Genomic DNA, 19,442 nt, shown 5'->3' on the forward strand with positions numbered 1-19,442 from the left:
CTGATAACTGAACAGGATTTGATTCCCCATCAGGAATGGAGTGAGGACAATGGTGGCGGTAGGAGGACAACAGTTGGACGGAGTGCAGATTGCCGGGACGGTTACGTCGGCGTTTGCCGAGATTTTGACGCCGGAGGCCCTGCGGTTTGTGGCCGGGTTGACCCGGACATTTGCCGAGAGGCGGGACGCGCTTTTGCGGCAGCGGGCCCTGCGGCAGGCGGAACTGGACGCCGGCAAAAAGCCTGATTTCCTGCCGGAGACGAAGCACATTCGCGAGAGTTCGTGGACGATTGCGCCAATTCCGGCGGATCTCCAGGATCGCCGGGTGGAAATCACCGGGCCCGCCGGAGACCGGAAGATGGTGATCAACGCCTTGAACTCGGGAGCAAAAGCGTTTATGGCCGATTTGGAAGATGCCAATTCGCCGACGTGGGCCAATACCATCCAGGGGCAGATCAATTTGCGGGACGCGGTCAACCGCACGATCCGGTACGTCAGTCCCGAAGGCAAGACGTATGCCCTTACGGATCAGGTAGCCACTCTGATCGTGCGGCCGCGCGGCTGGCATCTCGATGAAAAGCACCTGCTGATCGACGGAAAAGCGGCGTCCGGCAGTCTGGTCGATTTCGGGCTCTATTTCTTCCACAATGCCAAAACGCTGATCGCAAATGGTTCCGGCCCCTATTTTTACCTGCCCAAACTGGAGAGCCATCTGGAGGCGCGGCTGTGGAACGACGTGTTCGTCTGGGCCCAAGATCAATTGGGAATCCCGCGGGGAACCATCAAGGCGACCGTCCTGATCGAAACGATTCTGGCCGCTTTCGAGATGGACGAAATCATCTGGGAGCTGCGGGAGCACATGGCCGGACTCAACTGCGGACGCTGGGACTACATCTTCAGCTACATCAAAAAGTTTCGCCGCGACCCGGATGTGATTCTGCCCGATCGTTCGGTCGTGACCATGACGGTCCCGTTCATGCGGGCGTATTCCCTCCTGACCATCCAGACGTGCCACAAGCGCAATGCCCACGCGATGGGCGGAATGGCCGCCCACATTCCGGTGAAACACGATCCGGCGGCAAACGAGGAGGCCCTGAAACGGGTCCGGGCGGATAAACTCCGGGAAGTGCGCGACGGACACGACGGCACGTGGGTCGCTCATCCGGGATTGGTGCCTGTCGCGATGGAAGTGTTCAACGAGCACATGCCTGCCCCCAATCAAGTGGAGAAAAAGCGGGAAGACGTGAACGTGACAGCCGGGGAGCTGCTCGCGGTTCCGGAAGGGCCCATCACGGAAGCGGGGCTCCGCACCAACATCCACGTCGCCATTCAATACATCGCGGCCTGGCTGAACGGTTCCGGCGCCGTTCCCATTTTCAACCTGATGGAAGACGCCGCGACCGCGGAAATCTCGCGGGCGCAGGTCTGGCAGTGGATTCGCCATCCGAAAGGCATCCTCGATGACGGGCGGAAGGTTACGGCCGCGTTGACAGAACAGATCCGGGACGAAGAGCTGGAGAAGATCAGGGAGGCAATCGGCGGGGAGGCGTATGAGGCGGGACGCTACGAGCAGGCTGCCCGTTTGTTTACCCAACTGGTCCTGGCCGATGAATTCGTCGAGTTTCTGACGCTCCCCGGCTATGAGGTACTGGAGTAAGGAAGGAGTGAGCAGATGGAAGCGGCCAAAATCGACAGCCAGAAGATTTCCGACAGGGTGGCTCTCCAAATTGAGCAGTGGATTACCGCAGGACATGTGCGGCCCGGCGACAAGCTTCCATCTGTTCGGGAATTGTGCCAACTGTTTGACGTGGGCCGAACCGCTGTCCGCGATGCCATCACGACGCTGAAAGGAAAAGGAATGGTGGAAGTCCGCCACGGCAACGGCACATTCGTCTGCCAGTTTGACTGTTCCCGGGTCTTTCAGGGCGTCAGTCTCGTGCGCAAAGAGGATATCCGCAATCTGTTTGCGGTGAGGAAAATCCTCGAGGCAGGGACGGCCGAGCTGGCGGCGGTTCACCGCGAAACGGACCACCTGAACAGGATGAAGGAGGCGCTGGAGCGCTTGGCCCAGGCGGATTCGCTGGAAGGGTGGAGAGCGGATCTCGACTTCCATCTCGCCATCGCGGAAGCCACGCAAAACGAGCACCTCGTGCAGTTGATGCAGACCGTTTCGTCGGCGATCCGCAAGGGGATCATGGACTGCCACCGGATCATTTTGGCCGATGCCGAGCGGGAGCGGACGATTTTTCAGCAGCATGTGGCCGTGTTCGAGGCCATCCGCGATGCGGAACCGGATCAGGCGAGACAGGCGATGGTGGAGCATTTGGCCCATGTGGAAGCCTTGTTGAACGGAACGTTATGACATTGCGTGCAAGGGAGGGAGGAAGATGGACGCGGCGCTGATCACACAGGTCATCGGTACGGGAAGAATACGGCCGGCGGCGGAATCATCCCACGTCCTCGGCAATCACGGCTCGCACGAGGTCTTTCCGGAATCCGAAGAAGAGATCGCGGCTGTGCTGCGGGCGGCCCACGAACAGGGGTGGACCGTCATTCCGACGGGCGGCGGGACGAAAAGAGGCTTTGGCGGGACCGAAGAAAAAGCGGACATTCTGCTCGGTCTCTCCGACTGCCGGGGGATTGCCGAATACGCGCCGGGGGACATGACCGTGACGGTCAAGCCCGGAACGACCATCCAGGAGATCAATGCGCATCTGGCTGCCCATGGCCAGATGCTTCCGCTCGATCCGTACTGGCCCCGGCATGCGACCATCGGGGGCGTCGTGGCTGCCAATGACAGCGGGCCGAAGCGCCTGCGGTACGGTTCGGCCAGGGACCACGTCATCGGGATGCGCGTGGTCTATCCCGATGGCCGCCTCATTCGAACAGGCGGCAAGGTGGTGAAAAATGTAGCCGGCTACGACATGAACAAGCTGTTTATCGGCTCCATGGGGACGCTGGGCGTCATGAGCGAAATCACGATGAAACTGCGCCCGCTCCCGCCCTTTCAAACCCTGCTGCTCCTCGCATTCTCCCGCTCCGACTTTACCCTGATCCGATCCTTTGCCGTTTCTCTCCTCGATTCCCTGCTGGAGCCCGTCTCGATGGAATTCCTCAGTCCCGCTGTCCACCGGAACATGAATGGAGGGCACGGGTATGCGCTGGCGATCGCCTTTGAAGATGAGGAGAAAGCAGTCCGCTATCAGGAAGAGTGGGTAAAGGCGCGACTGCCGGCAGATGCGGAGATCCAGTCATGGGAACAGGAGGAAGCCGCAGAGTGGTGGATGCGTTTTGCCCGACTGCCCCCCTCCGGCGTTTCTTCCGGGGATCGCGAGGAAACGCTGGCAGTAAAAATCGGCAGCAAAAACCTCGATGTGCTCGAAATCGTCAGGGCCTGCCATGACGTTGGCGAGCGGTACGGCCTGGCCGCCCAGGCCCACGGCGGGGTCGGTCACGGCATCACCCGCGTCTATGTAACGGGAAACCCGACGCTCTTTGCCTCGTACCTGACAGAGATACGCTCGCTGGCCGAAAGCAGGGGAGGGTATGCGGTCGTGCAGCACGCTTCGCTCGAACGGAGGCGAGAGCTGGACGTGTGGGGGCGAAAACCTGCCGCTTTTTCCCTGATGGAGGGCATCAAGCGCTCCATCGATCCGCGTCGTGTGTTAAACCCAAACCGATTCATAGGGGGGATCTGACGTGAGTGCGCCTGTACCTCATGCAAAAGGCAATTATCGGTGGGAAGATCCGCCGGACGAGGAGAAGTATTCCGCCTGCGTTCACTGCGGGCTCTGTCTGGAGTCGTGTCCCACCTATCTGGAGACAGGGCATGAGCAGCAATCCCCGCGCGGCCGGGTTCACCTGATCAAGTCCGTGGCGGAAGGGAAGCTGTCCATCTCTGCGGGTTTCGAAAACCCTGTCTTTACCTGCCTGGACTGCCGCGCCTGTGAAACCGCCTGCCCGTCCGGCGTACAGGTGGGATCGCTGATTGAGGCCGCACGCGGACAGATTCGCAAGGCCATTCCGCTCACGGGGTGGAAAGCGTTCCTTCATTCCTTTTTCCTGAGAGGCGTGTTTCCGCATCCATCCCGGCTGCACGTGTTGGGGAAACTGATGAAGGTGTACCAGAAAAGCGGCCTGCAGTCGTTCCTCCGAAAAACGGGGCTGCTCAACCTGCTCCCGAGGCACCTGCGAGAGATGGAGCGCGTCCTGCCGGCTGTCTCCGATCCCGTCATGAAAACGCGCCCGGAGGTGATTCCGGCGGAAGGCTCGGCCAGGGGGAGGGTCGCCCTGCTCGCCGGATGCGTGATGGACGTGATGTTCGGCGAGATCAATGCGGCGACGATACGCGTGTTGACCCGAAACGGGTACGACGTGGTAGTGCCGCGCGGACAGCGATGCTGCGGAGCGCTTCACATTCACGCGGGCGACCGGGAGCAGGGCAAGGCGCTGGCCAGACAAAACATCGACGCGTTTCTGGCGGCGGATGTGGAGAGCGTGGTCGTGAACGCGGCGGGCTGCGGGTGTGCACTCAAGGAATACCCCGAACTTTTGCACAACGATCCCGAGTATCACGACAAGGCCGTTCGCTTCGCGGAGAAAGTGGAAGACATCTCCCAGTTCCTGGTTGCCCGCGGTTATCAGAAACCGCGCGGCAGGGTGGAGGCGAGGGTGGCGTATCATGATGCCTGCCATCTCGCCCACGGGCAGGGCGTGCGCTCCGAGCCGCGGCAGCTTCTGCGTGAGATTCCGGGTGTGGAGTGGATCGAGATGGAGCTCGCGGACCGCTGCTGCGGCAGCGCCGGCATCTACAATCTGACCAACCCCGAGATGGCCGGCAAAATTCTGGACGAGAAAATGAAAGCGGTTCCCGATCAGATCGATCTGCTCGCGATGGGCAATCCGGGCTGCATGCTGCAGTTGATGATGGGAGCGAGGAAGCACGGGCGAACGGCAGCAATCGTCCATACCGTACAACTGCTGGATTGGTCGTACGAGCGGGAAGCGCGGCAGGCCGCGGGCCAATCGGAAGCGGAAAAGGGGGAATGACCCATGCCGGCCATCGACCCGATTGTCCATGAACTGGCCCGGATTGTGGGAGCGGATTCCGTCCTTTATCAACGGGAGGATCTGGCGGCCTACGAGTGCGACGGCTACACCGTGCACAAACACCCGCCGCGGGCCGTCGTCTTTCCGTCCTGCACGGATGAGGTTGCCGCGGTGGTGAAGTATCTGCACGACCAAAACATCCCGTTCATACCCCGCGGGGCGGGAACCGGGTTGAGCGGCGGAGCCGTACCGCTGGGCGGCGAAGTGATCATCAGCCTGGTGAAGATGAAACGGCTGCTTCACGTCGATTACGAAAACCGTCTGGCCGTGGTGGAACCGGGCTTCGTCAATCTGAAACTGACCAATTCCGTAGCGGGCAAAGGCTACTATTACGCCCCCGACCCTTCCAGCCAATACGCCTGCACGATCGGCGGCAATGTGGGGGAAAACGCGGGTGGGGCCCACTGCCTCAAGTACGGCGTGACCACCAACCACGTGCTCGGCCTTGAGGTGGTGCTGGCAAACGGAGAGATCGCGGAAATCGGCGGCGTTCCCGATGCGCCGGGCTACGACCTGATGGGGCTTCTGACCGGATCGGAAGGAACCCTGGGGATCGTCACCCGGATCACGGTGCGCATCTTGAAAAATCCGGAAGGGAAAAAGACGGTGCTCGCCTATTTCGACAGCGTGGAAGAAGCAAGCCAGGCCGTCTCCGACATCGTGGCTGCCGGCATCATGCCTGCGGCGCTGGAGATGATGGACAAAACGGCGATCGAAGGCGTGGAAGCGGGCACGTATCCGGTCGGGCACCCCAAGGGGGTGGAAGCGGTCCTGTTGATCGAAGTGGACGGGATTGCCGCCGGCATTGACGATCAGATTGCAAAGATCGTGTCCGTCTGCCAGGGCAGAAAAGTGTCGGAGGTAAAGGTGGCCGCGACCGAGGAGGAACGGGCGAGATGGTGGGCCAACCGGAAAACGGCCTTCCCCGCGATGGGCTCCATTTCACCCGATTATCTCGTGCAGGATGGCGTCATTCCGCGCAGTCGGCTGCCGGAAGTGCTGGAGAAAATCAGGCAGATCAGCGAACGTTCCGGGCTGAGGATCGCCAATGTGTTTCACGCCGGGGACGGCAATCTGCATCCGCTGATCCTGTTTGACGCCAGAATTCCGGGCGAAACGGAACTGGCGGTCCGGGTGGGATCGGAAGTGCTGAAGGTGTGCGCGGACGCGGGAGGCTCAATCACGGGCGAGCATGGAGTAGGGATCGAGAAAAAAGAGGAGATGCGGTACGTCTTTACGGATGACGAGCTGGAGGCCCAACTGCAGATTCGCGATGTATTCAATCCGCGGAATCTGCTCAATCCGGACAAAATGTTTCCCAAACCGGGCCGCTGCGCGGAAATGAGGGCGGCACCAGTTGAGATCCGTTGAATTATCAAACTATTCTGAATTAAGGGTGTGGCGTTATGATGACGTGGTCACAGATGTTCAGCCCGGTGGGAGGGAGCCTGGGTCTCTCCGCCCTGGTGGCGTTGATCCCGATTCTCTATTTTTTCTGGGCGCTGGCCGTGAAACGAATGAAGGGACATGTGGCCGGTTCGACTACGCTGCTGGTCGCTGTGCTGATCGCGATCCTGGTGTACGGGATGCCGGTCGGCATGGCTGTCATGTCTGCCATTCAAGGCGCCGTTTACGGAATCCTGCCGATCGGCTGGATTATTATCGCGTCCGTCTTTTTGTATAAGCTGACGGTAAAGTCGGGGCAGTTTGACATCATTCGTTCGTCCGTTGTGTCCATTACGGAAGACCGCCGCCTGCAGGCCCTGCTGATCGCCTTCTCGTTCGGGGCCTTTCTGGAAGGAGCGGCCGGCTTTGGAGCGCCGGTCGCCATCTCGGCGGCACTGCTGGCCGGGATCGGCTTTCATCCCCTTTATGCGGCGGGCATTTGCCTTCTCGCCAACACGGCGCCGGTCGCCTTTGGTGCCATCGGAACGCCCATCATCGCCGTCTCCGGTCCGACGGGCATTCCGGCCATGGACATTTCCCAGATCGTCGGCCGCCAACTGCCGCTGCTCTCCATCTTTGTACCGTTTTATCTCGTCGTGCTGATGTGCGGGTTTCGGCGGACGATGGAAGTGCTGCCCGCCATTCTGGTTTCCGGCATTTCGTTTGCGGTCACGCAGTTTTTCACCTCCAACTACATGGGACCGGAACTTCCCGATATCCTCTCCGCCCTGGTTTCGATTGTCTGCCTGACGCTCTTTTTGAAGGTGTGGCAGCCCCGATCGATCTTCCGCTTTGAAGCGGATCAAGCCGGAGCGGGAACGGCCGGGGGGGATGGGCCGTCGGGAGGGAAAAACGGGGAAACCCATTCGGCGGGGCGGGTTCTGTTCGCCTGGTCGCCGTTTTTGGTGCTGACCGCGCTGATTTCCCTGTGGGGGATTCCTTCGGTAAAAAAGGCGTTGATCGGCAAATACGAAGGGGCCAACGCGCTTCTGTCTGCCATCAATCCCATCGGCAAGGCCCTCACCTTTTCGCCGCCGGTTCCCGGATTGCACCAGCTTGTCATCGGCGCGAACGGAAAGCCGATCGACGCGGTGTTCAAGCTCGAACTGCTGGTGGCGGCAGGGACGGCCATCCTGTTTGCGGCGGTCATCACCAAGTTCATCGGCCGCCTTTCCTGGAGAGAGTGGGGGAAGACGTTTGGCGAGACGCTGAGCGAACTGCGGTTTGCCATCGTGACGATCGCCTCCGTCGTCGGTTTTGCCTATGTGGCCAACGCCTCCGGGATGAGCACGACCCTGGGGATGACCTTGGCGGCGACAGGGATCCTGTTCCCGTTCTTTTCGCCCATCCTGGGCTGGCTGGGGGTATTTCTCACGGGATCGGACACTTCGTCCAACCTGCTCTTCGGCGGTCTGCAAAAGGTGACGGCCATCCAACTGGGCATGGACCCGGCCTTGGCGATCGCAGCCAACAGCAGCGGCGGTGTCACAGGCAAAATGATCTCGCCGCAATCGATCGCCGTCGCCTGTGCGGCGGTGGGGCTGGCGGGAAAAGACGCCGATCTGTTCCGGTTTACGTTTAAGCACAGCGTGCTGCTCCTGCTGATCATTTGCGTGCTGACCTACCTGCAGACAAACATCCTCGCCTGGATGCTGCCGTAAACGAGATCGACTGTCGCTTCGTCCGATTTTGGAAAGGAGACTGCTCTGTACTCGGGGAATCATGTGGAGGCGGGGAAACCATGGCCCGCTCTCTGGCCAGGCGTTGACCATTGGCTGCACGGGGCCCTTGAAATCTTTCTGACAAGGGCCTTTTTTTGTTTGAATGGGCTTAGTTTACGAATGAACTATGCCGTTTCCTCTTACTTGAAATGGAAAGGTTAGCATGGATGAGGCGGAGCCAGACGCAGCCGACCCAATCCCTTTTACATGATAGAAGAACTTCCATTAAGCAATACTATGCCTATTACGGGATATGTGGAAGGACAGCTATCAAACGACCATGAAGTTCAACCTGTTTTGGCGCAAATCGGTGGATAGATCGAAACGGTTTCTGTTACGCGAAAAACAAGCGGTGAACACGATCGGGAAAACGCCCCTTCACGCGTCGCTGGTCAAAAACGCGGAGGAGCTGACGGAGCGGTTGGGCGGCAGCAGCGATTTTGCCGCCTGCCACCTCACGTGTCTGGACAGGAGTGTCAGCCTGTTCTTCCTGCGCAGTCTGGCAGATCTCGATCGCCTGAACCGGCAGGTGATAACACCCCTGCAGCAGAGAGCGGGCTTGTTCCCGACCGTTCAGCCGTCCCCCGTGACCGGGGACAAGGAGGAGAGAGACCTGCTCTTGCTCATCCAGGAGAGCATCGTGTCCGCAAGTGACATACATCGGGTGGAGGATTGGCAGACCGCGATCGAGCAGATCCTGCACGGCAAAGCGCTGCTGCTGGTGGACGGCGAGACAGCCGGGTTGGCTGTCGGAGTCAAGAAGGAAAACGGCCGGAACATCGAGCAGCCGGAGACGGAAATCAGCGTCATTGGCCCGAAAGAAAGTTTTGTGGAAGCCCTCAACACCAATATCGGACTGGTCCGCCAGCACCTGCGCGACCCGTATCTGTGGGTGGAATCCGTCGTGGTGGGAAGACGGACGAAGCAGGAAACCGCCGTATTGTACCTCATGGACGTGGCCAATCCGAGCATCGTGGAAGAAGTGAGGCGGCGTCTTTCCTGCATCGAAACAGACAGCCTGATCGGCCAGATGCAGCTTCAGGAATACCTGGAGGACAATTCGTTCTCCCTGTTTCCCCAACTGCGCCCCACCGAACGGCCCGACGTCACCTGCTCCTATCTGATCGAGGGAAACGTGGCGGTCATGGTCGAGGGGGCGTCGCATGCGCTGCTTCTGCCGATCACGTTATTTCAACTGCTGGAAACCGTCGACGATTACTACACCAGTTGGCAGTACGCCACGCTGATCCGCTTCGTGCGGATGATCGCCCTGTTTTTCAGCATCACGACGCCCGGGCTGTATTTGTCGCTGGTCGCGTACAACCCGGAGCTGATTCCCACCCGGCTTCTCATCTCCATGGACGCCGCGCGGGTCAAGGTGTCATTCCCCATCTTTATGGAAATTTTTATCATGGAAATCATCATTGAGATCATACGCGAAGCCGGCGTCAAGCTGCCCAAGCCGGTCGGACAGGCGGTAAGCATCGTCGGCGGGATTGTGATTGGGCAGGCGGCTGTAGACGCCAACCTGGTCAGTCCCGTGACGCTTGTCATTGTCGCGCTGACCGCGATCTCCTCCTTCACGGCGCCTGTGTATTATCTCGGCATCACGTACCGGATCCTGCGGTTCTTCCTGCTGGTATGCAGCAGTTTTTTGGGGACCTACGGATTCTTCCTGGGCCTGCTCCTCATCCACGCCCATGTGGCCCGGCTGGTTTCCTTCGGTGTTCCCTATCTGGCTCCGCTTTCGCCGCTGCGTCTGCGGGACTGGACGGATATGCTGGTTCGAATTCCGATGAAAAAGCTGCAAACGCGCCCCACGTTTCTGAGAACGCGCAAGCGAAAGAAAGCGGAGGACTCCCCGATGATGCACCGCGATCGGCGGAACAGGTAAAGGATGTCTTTTCCGCGAAAAAGCCCGCCTGGCGGGAATCGATCGTACAGGAAAACGCGGCAGTCTCGAACGTTTTTATGTTCGGGCTGCCGCGTTTTTTATATGATGGAGGTGTCTGAAACGTCTTGTTCGGAAGTTGGGGGAATCATGGTGACAAACAAGCAGGAAACCCGGGGAGTGGACAGCAAACACGATGCGGCGTTGCGGCACCGTTTCGTGAAGGCGATGACAGCCGACATGCTGCATGGGTCAAAGGATAGTCCGGTCGATCTTCCACAAATCGTGGCAGGGATGATAGGGATGGCCGGGCCGATTGCTCTTGGCATCGCTGGCGGACATACGGGACTCGGACTGCTGGCTTCGTTCGGTGCGATGGTCGTGAGTGGGGCTTCGTCCGGCGGCACGATACGGCGGCGGGCTGTCGAGATGACCGGCACGATGCTGGTGGGGACGGCAGCCGTGTTTGCAGGCAGTCTGATGGGAGGCCGCGGATGGCTGACGAGCGTGTGCATCGTGCTCATGAGTACAGCAGCGGCACTCCTGGGCGGAATGGGGAGATCCGCAGCGCAGGCCGGTACCCAGTTCATGCTGTTTGCGATCATGGGAGCAGGCCTGGGAGATGGAGGGCTTCGTCAGCACCCGTACACGTTGGCCTGTCTGTTTGCAGCCGGCTCCCTGTGGGGGATGGTGGTCTCGTTGATCGCTGCATCGCTGTTGCCGTCGTCCGGGCGCCGCCTGGATGCTGCTCCCGCCGCTGCGATCTCGCATACAGAGCGGCTGAGGCGCTGGCGGCGTTCGCTGGCACATGTTTCCGGCTGGCAGTATACGCTTCGGGTTGCGCTATGCATGACGGCGGCAGAAACAGTCGGAATGTTTCTCCATCACGAGAGGTCCTATTGGATTTCACTGACGGTAGCCTTGGTCCTTCAGCGCAATTTCGCCTCAGCGTTGACACGCACCGTTCAAAGAGGCATCGGCACCGCTGCGGGTGTCCTGCTGTCGGGCCTGCTGCTGCTCGGGCCGCTCCCGCACATGGGCATGGTGCTGCTGGTTGCCATCCTTGCCGCACTGCGCCCGATCTTCAAGCATCGCAGCTATGCGCTATACGCAGCGCTCATGACTCCGTTACTGGTCGTGATCTTCAGTCTGGGCGGGCCCGTGACGGGATCGCTGCTGTTCGAGCGATTCCTTGACACCATGATCGGCTGTATCATTTCGCTTGTGCTTGGCTGCTTGGTCTGGCCCAACAGGAATGCGTTGTCGCGAAAGGTGTAGAAAGCTGCCTCCCCAAAGCTCCTCAGCGGCGCTCGGCGGCGGAAAACTGCTCGCACAGGTGTTTCAGGTTGTTGGCGTAGAGACTGGGAACCTGCCACCCGGCATACATCTCGGGGATATCACTGTAGGGGATGGTCTCAAGGGGAATCTTCGCTGTCGCCAATTGTACGGCGCGATCGAGCAGCATCGTGAGATACGCGCGAAAAACGGCGAGATCCTCTTTACCGCCGACGGGACCGTGACCGGGAACCGCATCGCGGAGGGCAAGGGTTTCGATCTCTTCCAGAATCCGTACCCACTCCTGGGCGTTCCCGTCCCGGATGTGGGGGTGGGTGTTCACCGAGAGCAAATCGCCCGTAAAGACGATCTCATCTTCCGGCAGATAGAGGATCGAGTCGCACGGTGTGTGTCCGCAGCCTTTTGTCATCAGGACGGCCCTGCGCTTCGAACCCTGCAGGGTCAGCGACCGGTCAAACAACAGGGCGGCGGGCGTCAGCGTGATGACGGGAAGGTCGGCGGCGAGCGCAAGCACGTCTCCGAGATGGTCCGCCATCTCTTTTTGCCTGTTTGCATCCGTTTCACGCTCGAGCGATGTTCGCACCTGCTCGGGATAGTCCGGATGCGACTTTGCGTAACTGATCAGTTGATTGCCGCGCTCCAGCATCAACTCCCGTGTCTTCGCCGTGGAGATGATCGCGGCGTGCGCAAATGCCTGATTCCCGCCGACGTGGTCAAAGTGGAAATGGGAGTTGATCACATAGGAAACCGGACGGCCCCACAACTGTTCCGCCGCTCTGCGCAGCTCCTGCGCTGCCTGCGGGGTATACATGGTGTCAAAAACGACCGTCTCCTCACCCAGATCGATGATCCCGGCGTTGCCCACCGCACCCGTGCCCCGCTTTGCGATGGCGGCGTACACGCCGTCCGAAACCACCTTCAATTCAAAATAGTTTGACGATAGGTTTGGTGTCATCGTCATCAGCCTGCTCCTTTCATGTCCGGATTCCCCTTCATCATATCCCACCCCGTACATGGAAGCAATGAAGCGTTCGGGCCTGAGTGCGGCGTCTGACGGCGTATTGTCAAAGCGGACCGGAGCAGCGCCGACCGGGCGGGAGCGGATACGGCGGGCGCCGCGTGACAATGGTGTTGACAGGTGCGAAATGGAGCGCGTATCGTGATAAGATGAACAAAGAAACGAAATATTCGCGATTGTCGCACGGGGCAGCTGCGTATGGCAGGCAGTTGTTCCCATCGTTCAAACGTGAAAGGAGATGCACCGTGCAGCACTACGCCAATCAGCCGAATGGAGTTTTTCCGTCTGTCTGCTCGCTGGATTGCCCCGATCAATGCGGTCTGCTTGTTTACAAACAGGATGGAAAGATTGTGAAAATAGAGGGGGATCCTGATCATCCCGTCACCCAGGGAGCCATCTGCAACAAGGTACGCAACATGACAGCGCGGATCTACGACCCAAAACGGCTCCTATATCCGTTGAAGCGCATCGGCGCCAAGGGGGAAGGCAAATTTGAACGAATCAGTTGGGAGGAAGCGATTGAAACGATCGCTGCCCGCTGGAAGGAACTGATTCGGACCGAAGGACCGGAAAGCATCCTGCCGTACAGTTTCTACGGCAACATGGGCAGGCTCAGCGCGGAATCGATGGACCGCCGGTTTTTTCACCGCCTGGGCGCAAGCAGGCTGGATCAAACGATTTGCACCGCGGCCGGAACAAAAGGGTACGAGTATACCATGGGCGGCAGCTTCGGGACGGACCCCGAGGATACGGTTCATGCCAAGCTGATCATCATGTGGGGGATCAATGCGGTCAGCACAAACATGCATCAGGTGGCGCTTGCCGAGAAAGCGCGCAAAAACGGGGCCCAGGTCGTCGTGATCGATGTGCACAAAAACCAGACCGGCCGTTGGGCAGACTGGTTTATTCCCATTATGCCCGGGACGGACAGCGCGCTGGCCCTTGGCATGATGCATGTCCTGTTTGCCGAAAACATGGTGGACGAACACTTTCTTCAACAATATACCGTGGGGCATGAGGAGCTTCGGGAGCATGTGAAGCAGTACGATCCCGCTGCCGTATCCGCCATTACGGGTGTTCCTGCGGAGGATATTGTCCGGCTGGCCCGCATGTACGGCCGGATATCCCCTTCCTTTATCCGCATCGGAAACGGGCTGCAGCATCATGACAACGGCGGCATGTGCATACGGACGATTGCCTGTCTCCCCGCGCTTACCGGCCAATGGCTGAAAAAAGGGGGCGGAGCGATCAAGGGAAACGGCGGATACCTGCTGTTCAACAAGCAGGCGCTGCAGCGCCCCGATTTGCTTGCAAACAGACAGACGCGCGTCATCAACATGAATCAGCTTGGCCGCGCCCTGCTTGAGCTTGACCCGCCGGTGCGTTCGCTGTTTGTGTACAACAGCAACCCGGCCGTAGTGGCCCCGGAAGCAAACAAGGTGCGCCGCGGACTGGCCCGGGACGATCTGTTTACCGTCGTGCATGACATGTTCCTGACGGAGACGGCCGTGTATGCCGATCTCGTGCTTCCGGCGACGTCTTCCTTTGAAAACACGGACTTTTACACCTCCTACTGGCATCACTACATCCATCTGCAGCGGCCGGTGATTCCGCCGTATGGAGAAAGCAAGTCCAATGTGGAGGTGTTCCGCCTGCTGGCGAAAGCGATGGGGTTTGATGACCAGGCGTTTCAGGACACGGAGGAGGAGCTGATCCGTCAGGCGCTTCACAACCACCGGAACCCGTATCTGGAAGGAATCGACTATGAAACGCTTGTCGAGAGGCAGTATGTCAAGGCGAATGTAAAACCCCTGTTCCCGGGACGCCTCCCTACGCCCAGCGGGAAAATCGAGCTGTATTCGGAAAAGATGGAGCGGGAAGGATACCCGCCGCTGCCGACGTATGCACCGCTTGCCGACGACGGGGATTACCCCTATTTGTTTATTCCGGCGCCGAATCACAACTTCTTGAATTCGACCTTCTCCCATAATGACAAGCACGTTCAACTGGAAAAAATGCCTCGGCTGCACATGAATGCCGCCGATGCTGCACGGGCCGGAATCAAAAACGGGGATAACGTGCGGATCTGGAACGAGCGTGGCGAGTGTGAACTGGTCGCCTCTGTGGGGGAAAATGTGCTGCCCGGCGTAGTGGTAAGCCAGGGGCTCTGGGCGGATATACCGGGAACGAAACGGTTGGTGAACGCGCTCACGCCGGACCGTCTCGCGGATATGGGCGGCGGAGCCACCTTCTTTTCGGGACGAGTCAACGTGGCAAAAGCATAGCCGGCTGCAAATGAGAGAGAGGGAAAAAGAGCCACACCCGCTTTGGGCGGGATGTGGCTCCACCATCCATGTATGCTGCTTCGGCCGGAACAATCACCTGCTTACGGCTGCAGCAGCGAGGGTGTCCGACCTATTCGCTGGATGCACGCTGCAGTGGTGGTCAGTAACCCCTTCTCCTGGGACGTCGGCAGCATTCTGGAGGACAGCGTCTGCAAAAGTCCGGACAGAATCGCCGACGCGGCGGATATTGCGATGGAGATTGGGCTGGCCAAGACCATTGTTCCTGCGATTCTACCGACCAATCGTATGGCGATTGAGCGGACCATTGTTCGGACGATTGATCAGGCCATTGTCCAGGATAATAGTACATACACGTCACCCTCTTTTCTAGATTCTGGCATTACCATACCTGTATATTCACGTGCTGACACGGTTGCATAGGCAAGCAACATCCACGTATGAAAATAGGGTTGCCACCTATCGGGCGGTCTGAAAGCGTCGGGGAATCGCAGGCGGATCAAAAACGCCCCCGTGTTCTCTTTCGCAGCATGTAAAAAACCTTTATCATGGTGAAAACAAGGAAAAAGGAGGAAAGTTTCGGATGTCCTTTTCGTGAACGAGAGGCGCTGCAGATGACTGGATACCTGCAGTGGCTGCGGAAACTGCGTCATGACCCGCACAGCAGAAAATCCTTGACAAACTGAATGGGAGAGAGGACGGAATCGCGTTATGGAAGCAAGTTTGTTGTCGGTGTTGGCGGTTGCCTTTGTCTTGGGGATCAAACATGCGATTGAACCGGATCATGTGATAGCCGTATCCACGGTCGCCACGCAGACGAAGCGATTGTGGAATGCTTCGTTGGCCGGTTTGTTTTGGGGGATTGGACATACCGCCACGCTTTTTGTCGTCGGCATGGTATTCCTTCTCGTAAAGAACGGAATCCCCGAAAAAGTGGCAATGTCTCTGGAGTTCCTTGTCGGTATCATGCTTGTTTACCTGGGCATCACAAGCCTCTTTCCCTATAAGAAAAGGAAAATCCACGTGCATGAGCACGAACATGATGGGGTGCCGCACAAACATTTTCACTCGCATGAACAGAGCGAGTCCCATGATCACCAGCATGAACGGGTGTCGTACTGGAAGTCCTTGCTGATCGGATTGGTTCATGGCTTGGCGGGAAGCGCTGCCCTTGTCCTGTGGACAATGGCTGCGGTGAACAGTGTATGGGAAGGCGGCCTGTATATCCTGGTGTTCGGTGCCGGCACCATTATCGGCATGCTCCTGACCACGACGATCATCGGGATTCCCTTCGTGATCAGCGCGAAAAACATCGAGATAAGCCGCGTGCTGACGAAAATGACAGGAGGGATCAGTGCCGCGTTTGGCCTGTATTACATGTACAACCTCGGCTATACGGAGGGGTTGTTCAGGCTGTGGATGCAATAGGATGGATGGCGTTGACGCGCCTCCTTCTAACATATTCAATATATTCGCAATAATCAGATGTTTACGGCGGGGGCAATCTGGCCAAACGTCTTGCCGTTTCGCGCAGCGCGGTGCGGGAAGCGTTCAGCGTGCTGGAATCGGCCAGAGTGGCAGCCTCTCTGGCGGCTGCCCGCCGTTCGGGAGTTGACCTGGAGGAAATCGAAAGCGCTTACCGGCGCTTGGTGTCCGCTGTTTCGTCCCGGCAGCGTGGATAAGATTTTTTGTCCGATAGGTAATCGTATAAGCATTTCCCATCTGATGCACATACAGTATGACTACATGTGCGAAAGGAGGGAATGCAAATGGGTATCTTCAATGGCGAATTTAACGGGTTTGCGCTGGTGTTGGTATTGTTTGTATTGCTGGTCATTGTCGGGTGTGATTGCGACTGTTAAAGGCGGCTGTGAACGCGCCGAGGTGTTTGTGCAAAGGGGGAAAGGGGCTCTCCCTTTGCTTTTTTCACTTTTACCCGTGTACGTGCCCATTGCCGCTGAGTACACCGTCACGGAGAAAGAGGTGATTGTATGAGCAAAATCAAACCTGGTGGCGAGTTTCCTCCGGAATTTCACGAATGGCTCCGAGCGAACAAGGTTCCCAAGCGGGTGCGCAGGGATCCCGAAACGCTGCAGCAGCACTTTCAAGAATGGAAGAAGATCAATACGCCTCGAAAGCGATCCTTGTTTGGACTTCCCAAAATAAACCTCGATTTGGGAACCATTGTCGATCAAGTGAGGACAGTCAGCGAACTGCTGCAAACGCTGCATCAGGCCGGTGCATTAATTCGTCCTCAGAAAAAAAATCAGGATGAACTGCTGTGAAAGGGGGGCTCATGTCCCTCCTTTTGTGATTGGAAGGTATGGAATTGGTCACTGGCGGCGTGACGCTCGCAAATCGTACGAAGCGCCTCTGATACGAAAGAATAGCCGTCCGCCCTCGTGCCCTCGCAGGGGAAAGGGCGGGGTATCCCCTCATTTGGAGCGGTTGACCGGCAGTTTGCCGCGGATGCTGACCAATTGGGACACGCTGACAAACCGATAGCCGCGTTTTGCCAGTTCCGGCAGAATCCTGGCGACAGCCGTTACGGTTTGCGACCGGTTCCCGCCGTAGTCGTGCATGATGACAATGTCCCCACCCCGCGCGTTGTTCAATACCTTGTTGACAATTTTGTCCGTTCCGGGATTGCTCCAATCCCGCGTGTCCTGATGCCAGGACCACATCACCGTCAGATGGCCGGTTTTTCTCACACAGTGCACAATGGTCTCATTGTAGTAGCCGCCCGGGGGGCGAAACAGTTCGGAATGCTTGCCGGTGGCGGCATGGATGAGGCCAGACGTTTTTTCGATTTGGTGGCGGATTTGCTCGGGACGAAGCCTCATCAAATTGGCGTGGTTAAACGTGTGGTTGCCGACTTCGTGTCCTTCTGCGACGATGCGCCGGGTGATTTCGGGATGGTTCATCACGCGCTGGCCGACGACGAAGAAGGTGGCCTTCGCGTGGTACCTTCTCAACAGATCCAGGATCTGGGGGGTGTAGACGGGATCGGGACCATCGTCAAAGGTCAGGGCGATCACCTTTTGCGCGGTCGGTACTTCCCAGACGACATCGCCCCGGTCCTCATAGTATTTTCGCTCTTTTTCCATTCGGTTTGCGAACCCCGAATCTCCGCCGGCACCTGTCATGACCAGCGTAAGGCACAGCGGAATCAGCAGGCGCATGGCCGTTTGCTTCATGTTTTTTCCTCCTTGTGCGTGTCTGATGGCTGCCTGAAGCAAAGCGGTGACCAACTTATTATGGAACGGAGCGTTCCGGTTTATTACAGGAGCCCCCTGCAGCGGTCAAGCAGTCCTTTGTCCGCTGCGTGACCCGGATCGTCAGGGCCCGTACATGGTCGCCTGGCGGAAGCGGAGAGGATGCAGCGGGCTGAAGTACAAAAGAGGAGGCCCGCCCTGAATTTGTTTCTTCGCCTACAACCTGCCGGGATGCTTCGCCGTATGCTGGTGTTGATTCTGTGTAAAGGAGGCAGGCCGTCATGAACGGGGAATTTTACGCAAAAGTATTGGCCACGACCGATGGAAGCGCCCTGGAGCTGCTTCGCGATCAACTGGTAAAGGAAGTGTGTGCCGCACATGTGAATTGGCAGACGCGTGCGGAGTTCTATCAAAAGATTCAGGTCATCAATGAACGGCTGATGCAGTTGGACGATCTTGCCGAGGGACGGGATCAATCCCGGGAGCTTTGAGGACTGGAGTACGATGTCACAAAAACCCGTCTCCCCAGCGGAGGCGGGTTTTTTGGCGGAAAAGGGACGGATCGAGAGGGGGGATTTGTGCATGTCCGCTTTTCCGTTGGAACATACTACGAAAAAAAGCCGGAAAGGGAACGTAGAGGGAGAATGATGCGAAAGTACGTCGTTTTCACGGCGGTTCTGCTCCTGTATCCTGCGCACGCCACTGCCTCCAGTCAGGTGATTTCTCCCATCCATGTCGTCATTGATGCGGGACACGGGGGGATTGACGGGGGAACCTCGCACGAAGGCCTGTACGAAAAACACATCAATTTGGATATCGCGCGAAGAGTGTATCATGAATTGTCGGCCGAAGGGTATCAGGTGATTCTCAATCGCACCGGGGATTATGCACTGAGCGACGAAAATCGGTGGTCCAGCACGTCATCCCGCCACAAGCGCGATTTGGCGCAACGGCGGGGCCTGGCCGCCGCTTTGGTCCCGCAAACCATGGTCAGCCTGCATGTGAACTGGTCAAGAAACCCAAACATGCGCGGGGGACTTGTGCTGTATCAGCAAAACCATCAAAGTTTCCTGCTTGCGGACATCCTGCAGCATCAGTTAAACGAACTGTATGGCAAAAAGGAAGAACCGAAAGTGGGGAAGACGTATTATTTGCTGCGGCACTCCATTTGCCCGACCGTTATCGTGGAAATGGGATTTATCAGCAACGCGCAGGATCGAGAGCAGATGACCCGCCCTGAAAAGCAGGCCGAGCTTTCGAAAGCCATTTGTTCCGGCATTCGCGAATACTTCTTGCTGGTAGGAGACATGCAGAAGGAAGGCCATGAGAAAGCGTCGTGGACCCATTTTTGGAAAGACGTATGGGAGAAGGGAAGGCAGTTGTGGGAAAAAATCCACGAAATGTAACGTTGAGCGCACACAAGGGGACCGATTCTCCGTTTTT

17 protein-coding genes are annotated in these 19,442 nt (G+C 58.1%); 15 read left to right on the forward strand and 2 right to left on the reverse strand.

Features of this window, described 5'->3' with window-relative positions; all coding sequences use genetic code 11:
- Positions 1-49: 49 nt before the first annotated feature.
- The 8 genes from aceB (at position 50) to FOI68_RS06850 (ending at position 11,445) form a co-directional block, all read left to right on the forward strand.
- Positions 50-1,657, forward strand: coding sequence for a malate synthase A (gene aceB, locus FOI68_RS06815; RefSeq protein ID WP_143862716.1), 1,608 nt, complete (start codon positions 50-52; stop codon positions 1,655-1,657).
- A 15-nt stretch (positions 1,658-1,672) separates the two neighbouring features.
- On the forward strand, positions 1,673-2,362 hold the full coding sequence (locus FOI68_RS06820; RefSeq protein ID WP_044898153.1) for a FadR/GntR family transcriptional regulator: 690 nt from the start codon (positions 1,673-1,675) through the stop codon (positions 2,360-2,362).
- 25 nt (positions 2,363-2,387) lie between these two features.
- Positions 2,388-3,698 (forward strand): FAD-binding oxidoreductase, encoded by a 1,311-nt coding sequence (locus tag FOI68_RS06825; RefSeq protein ID WP_143862717.1) that lies wholly within the window; start codon positions 2,388-2,390, stop codon positions 3,696-3,698.
- 1 nt (position 3,699) lies between these two features.
- Positions 3,700-5,049: a (Fe-S)-binding protein gene (locus tag FOI68_RS06830; RefSeq protein ID WP_143862718.1), complete on the forward strand. Its 1,350-nt coding sequence runs from the start codon at positions 3,700-3,702 to the stop codon at positions 5,047-5,049.
- Between the two features lie 3 nt (positions 5,050-5,052).
- Complete coding sequence (locus FOI68_RS06835; RefSeq protein WP_029098826.1) at positions 5,053-6,480, forward strand: FAD-linked oxidase C-terminal domain-containing protein; 1,428 nt, start codon at positions 5,053-5,055, stop codon at positions 6,478-6,480.
- 38 nt (positions 6,481-6,518) lie between these two features.
- Positions 6,519-8,216 carry an L-lactate permease gene (locus FOI68_RS06840; protein WP_029098827.1) on the forward strand — a complete coding sequence of 566 codons (1,698 nt, stop codon included), beginning with the start codon at positions 6,519-6,521 and terminating at the stop codon, positions 8,214-8,216.
- A gap of 313 nt (positions 8,217-8,529) precedes the next feature.
- The gene (locus FOI68_RS06845) at positions 8,530-10,170 is read left to right on the forward strand and encodes a spore germination protein (RefSeq protein ID WP_143862719.1); all 1,641 of its coding nucleotides are present in this window, start codon (positions 8,530-8,532) and stop codon (positions 10,168-10,170) included.
- A 147-nt stretch (positions 10,171-10,317) separates the two neighbouring features.
- The gene (locus tag FOI68_RS06850) at positions 10,318-11,445 is read left to right on the forward strand and encodes an FUSC family protein (RefSeq protein WP_185973893.1); all 1,128 of its coding nucleotides are present in this window, start codon (positions 10,318-10,320) and stop codon (positions 11,443-11,445) included.
- Positions 11,446-11,467: 22 nt separating this feature from the next.
- Here the strand turns inward: FOI68_RS06850 and FOI68_RS06855 are convergent, their stop codons facing one another.
- Entirely contained in the window at positions 11,468-12,424 is a 957-nt protein-coding gene (locus tag FOI68_RS06855; protein WP_185973894.1) for an MBL fold metallo-hydrolase, read from the reverse strand.
- A 302-nt stretch (positions 12,425-12,726) separates the two neighbouring features.
- Between FOI68_RS06855 and FOI68_RS06860 the strand changes: the two genes are divergently transcribed.
- The 5 genes from FOI68_RS06860 (at position 12,727) to FOI68_RS06880 (ending at position 17,069) form a co-directional block, all read left to right on the forward strand.
- On the forward strand, positions 12,727-14,766 hold the full coding sequence (locus tag FOI68_RS06860) for a molybdopterin-containing oxidoreductase family protein (RefSeq protein ID WP_065066609.1): 2,040 nt from the start codon (positions 12,727-12,729) through the stop codon (positions 14,764-14,766).
- A 153-nt stretch (positions 14,767-14,919) separates the two neighbouring features.
- On the forward strand, positions 14,920-15,207 hold the full coding sequence (locus FOI68_RS06865; protein WP_065066608.1) for a hypothetical protein: 288 nt from the start codon (positions 14,920-14,922) through the stop codon (positions 15,205-15,207).
- Positions 15,208-15,495: 288 nt separating this feature from the next.
- Positions 15,496-16,212 carry a HoxN/HupN/NixA family nickel/cobalt transporter gene (locus FOI68_RS06870; RefSeq protein ID WP_065066607.1) on the forward strand — a complete coding sequence of 239 codons (717 nt, stop codon included), beginning with the start codon at positions 15,496-15,498 and terminating at the stop codon, positions 16,210-16,212.
- A gap of 341 nt (positions 16,213-16,553) precedes the next feature.
- The gene (locus FOI68_RS06875) at positions 16,554-16,646 is read left to right on the forward strand and encodes a YjcZ family sporulation protein (protein ID WP_029098832.1); all 93 of its coding nucleotides are present in this window, start codon (positions 16,554-16,556) and stop codon (positions 16,644-16,646) included.
- A 129-nt stretch (positions 16,647-16,775) separates the two neighbouring features.
- Positions 16,776-17,069 (forward strand): hypothetical protein, encoded by a 294-nt coding sequence (locus tag FOI68_RS06880; protein ID WP_044898165.1) that lies wholly within the window; start codon positions 16,776-16,778, stop codon positions 17,067-17,069.
- Between the two features lie 150 nt (positions 17,070-17,219).
- Here the strand turns inward: FOI68_RS06880 and FOI68_RS06885 are convergent, their stop codons facing one another.
- Complete coding sequence (locus tag FOI68_RS06885; RefSeq protein WP_143862722.1) at positions 17,220-17,981, reverse strand: polysaccharide deacetylase family protein; 762 nt, start codon at positions 17,979-17,981, stop codon at positions 17,220-17,222.
- Between the two features lie 299 nt (positions 17,982-18,280).
- Here FOI68_RS06885 and FOI68_RS06890 point away from each other — a divergent pair, with 299 nt between their 5' ends.
- Both FOI68_RS06890 and FOI68_RS06895 read left to right on the forward strand, forming a co-directional pair.
- On the forward strand, positions 18,281-18,490 hold the full coding sequence (locus FOI68_RS06890) for a hypothetical protein (RefSeq protein ID WP_143862723.1): 210 nt from the start codon (positions 18,281-18,283) through the stop codon (positions 18,488-18,490).
- A 153-nt stretch (positions 18,491-18,643) separates the two neighbouring features.
- On the forward strand, positions 18,644-19,405 hold the full coding sequence (locus FOI68_RS06895; RefSeq protein ID WP_255433392.1) for an N-acetylmuramoyl-L-alanine amidase family protein: 762 nt from the start codon (positions 18,644-18,646) through the stop codon (positions 19,403-19,405).
- Positions 19,406-19,442 lie beyond the last annotated feature (37 nt).

The sequence above is a fragment of the Brevibacillus sp. LEMMJ03 genome (genome assembly GCF_007197875.1).
In the GTDB taxonomy this organism is placed as follows: domain Bacteria; phylum Bacillota; class Bacilli; order Brevibacillales; family Brevibacillaceae; genus Brevibacillus; species Brevibacillus thermoruber.

Bases quoted from the DNA above. Each gene is read 5' to 3' on its own strand.
- FOI68_RS06855 (WP_185973894.1), bottom strand. From the start codon at position 12,424: ATGACGATGACACCAAACCTATCGTCAAACTATTTTGAATTGAAGGTG.
- FOI68_RS06890 (WP_143862723.1), top strand. From the start codon at position 18,281: ATGAACGGGGAATTTTACGCAAAAGTATTGGCCACGACCGATGGAAGC.
- FOI68_RS06885 (WP_143862722.1), bottom strand. From the start codon at position 17,981: ATGAAGCAAACGGCCATGCGCCTGCTGATTCCGCTGTGCCTTACGCTG.
- FOI68_RS06825 (WP_143862717.1), top strand. From the start codon at position 2,388: ATGGACGCGGCGCTGATCACACAGGTCATCGGTACGGGAAGAATACGG.
- FOI68_RS06870 (WP_065066607.1), top strand. From the start codon at position 15,496: ATGGAAGCAAGTTTGTTGTCGGTGTTGGCGGTTGCCTTTGTCTTGGGG.
- FOI68_RS06840 (WP_029098827.1), top strand. From the start codon at position 6,519: ATGACGTGGTCACAGATGTTCAGCCCGGTGGGAGGGAGCCTGGGTCTC.
- FOI68_RS06835 (WP_029098826.1), top strand. From the start codon at position 5,053: ATGCCGGCCATCGACCCGATTGTCCATGAACTGGCCCGGATTGTGGGA.
- FOI68_RS06820 (WP_044898153.1), top strand. From the start codon at position 1,673: ATGGAAGCGGCCAAAATCGACAGCCAGAAGATTTCCGACAGGGTGGCT.
- FOI68_RS06850 (WP_185973893.1), top strand. From the start codon at position 10,318: ATGGTGACAAACAAGCAGGAAACCCGGGGAGTGGACAGCAAACACGAT.
- FOI68_RS06880 (WP_044898165.1), top strand. From the start codon at position 16,776: ATGAGCAAAATCAAACCTGGTGGCGAGTTTCCTCCGGAATTTCACGAA.
- FOI68_RS06875 (WP_029098832.1), top strand. From the start codon at position 16,554: ATGGGTATCTTCAATGGCGAATTTAACGGGTTTGCGCTGGTGTTGGTA.
- FOI68_RS06895 (WP_255433392.1), top strand. From the start codon at position 18,644: ATGATGCGAAAGTACGTCGTTTTCACGGCGGTTCTGCTCCTGTATCCT.
- aceB (WP_143862716.1), top strand. From the start codon at position 50: ATGGTGGCGGTAGGAGGACAACAGTTGGACGGAGTGCAGATTGCCGGG.
- FOI68_RS06845 (WP_143862719.1), top strand. From the start codon at position 8,530: ATGTGGAAGGACAGCTATCAAACGACCATGAAGTTCAACCTGTTTTGG.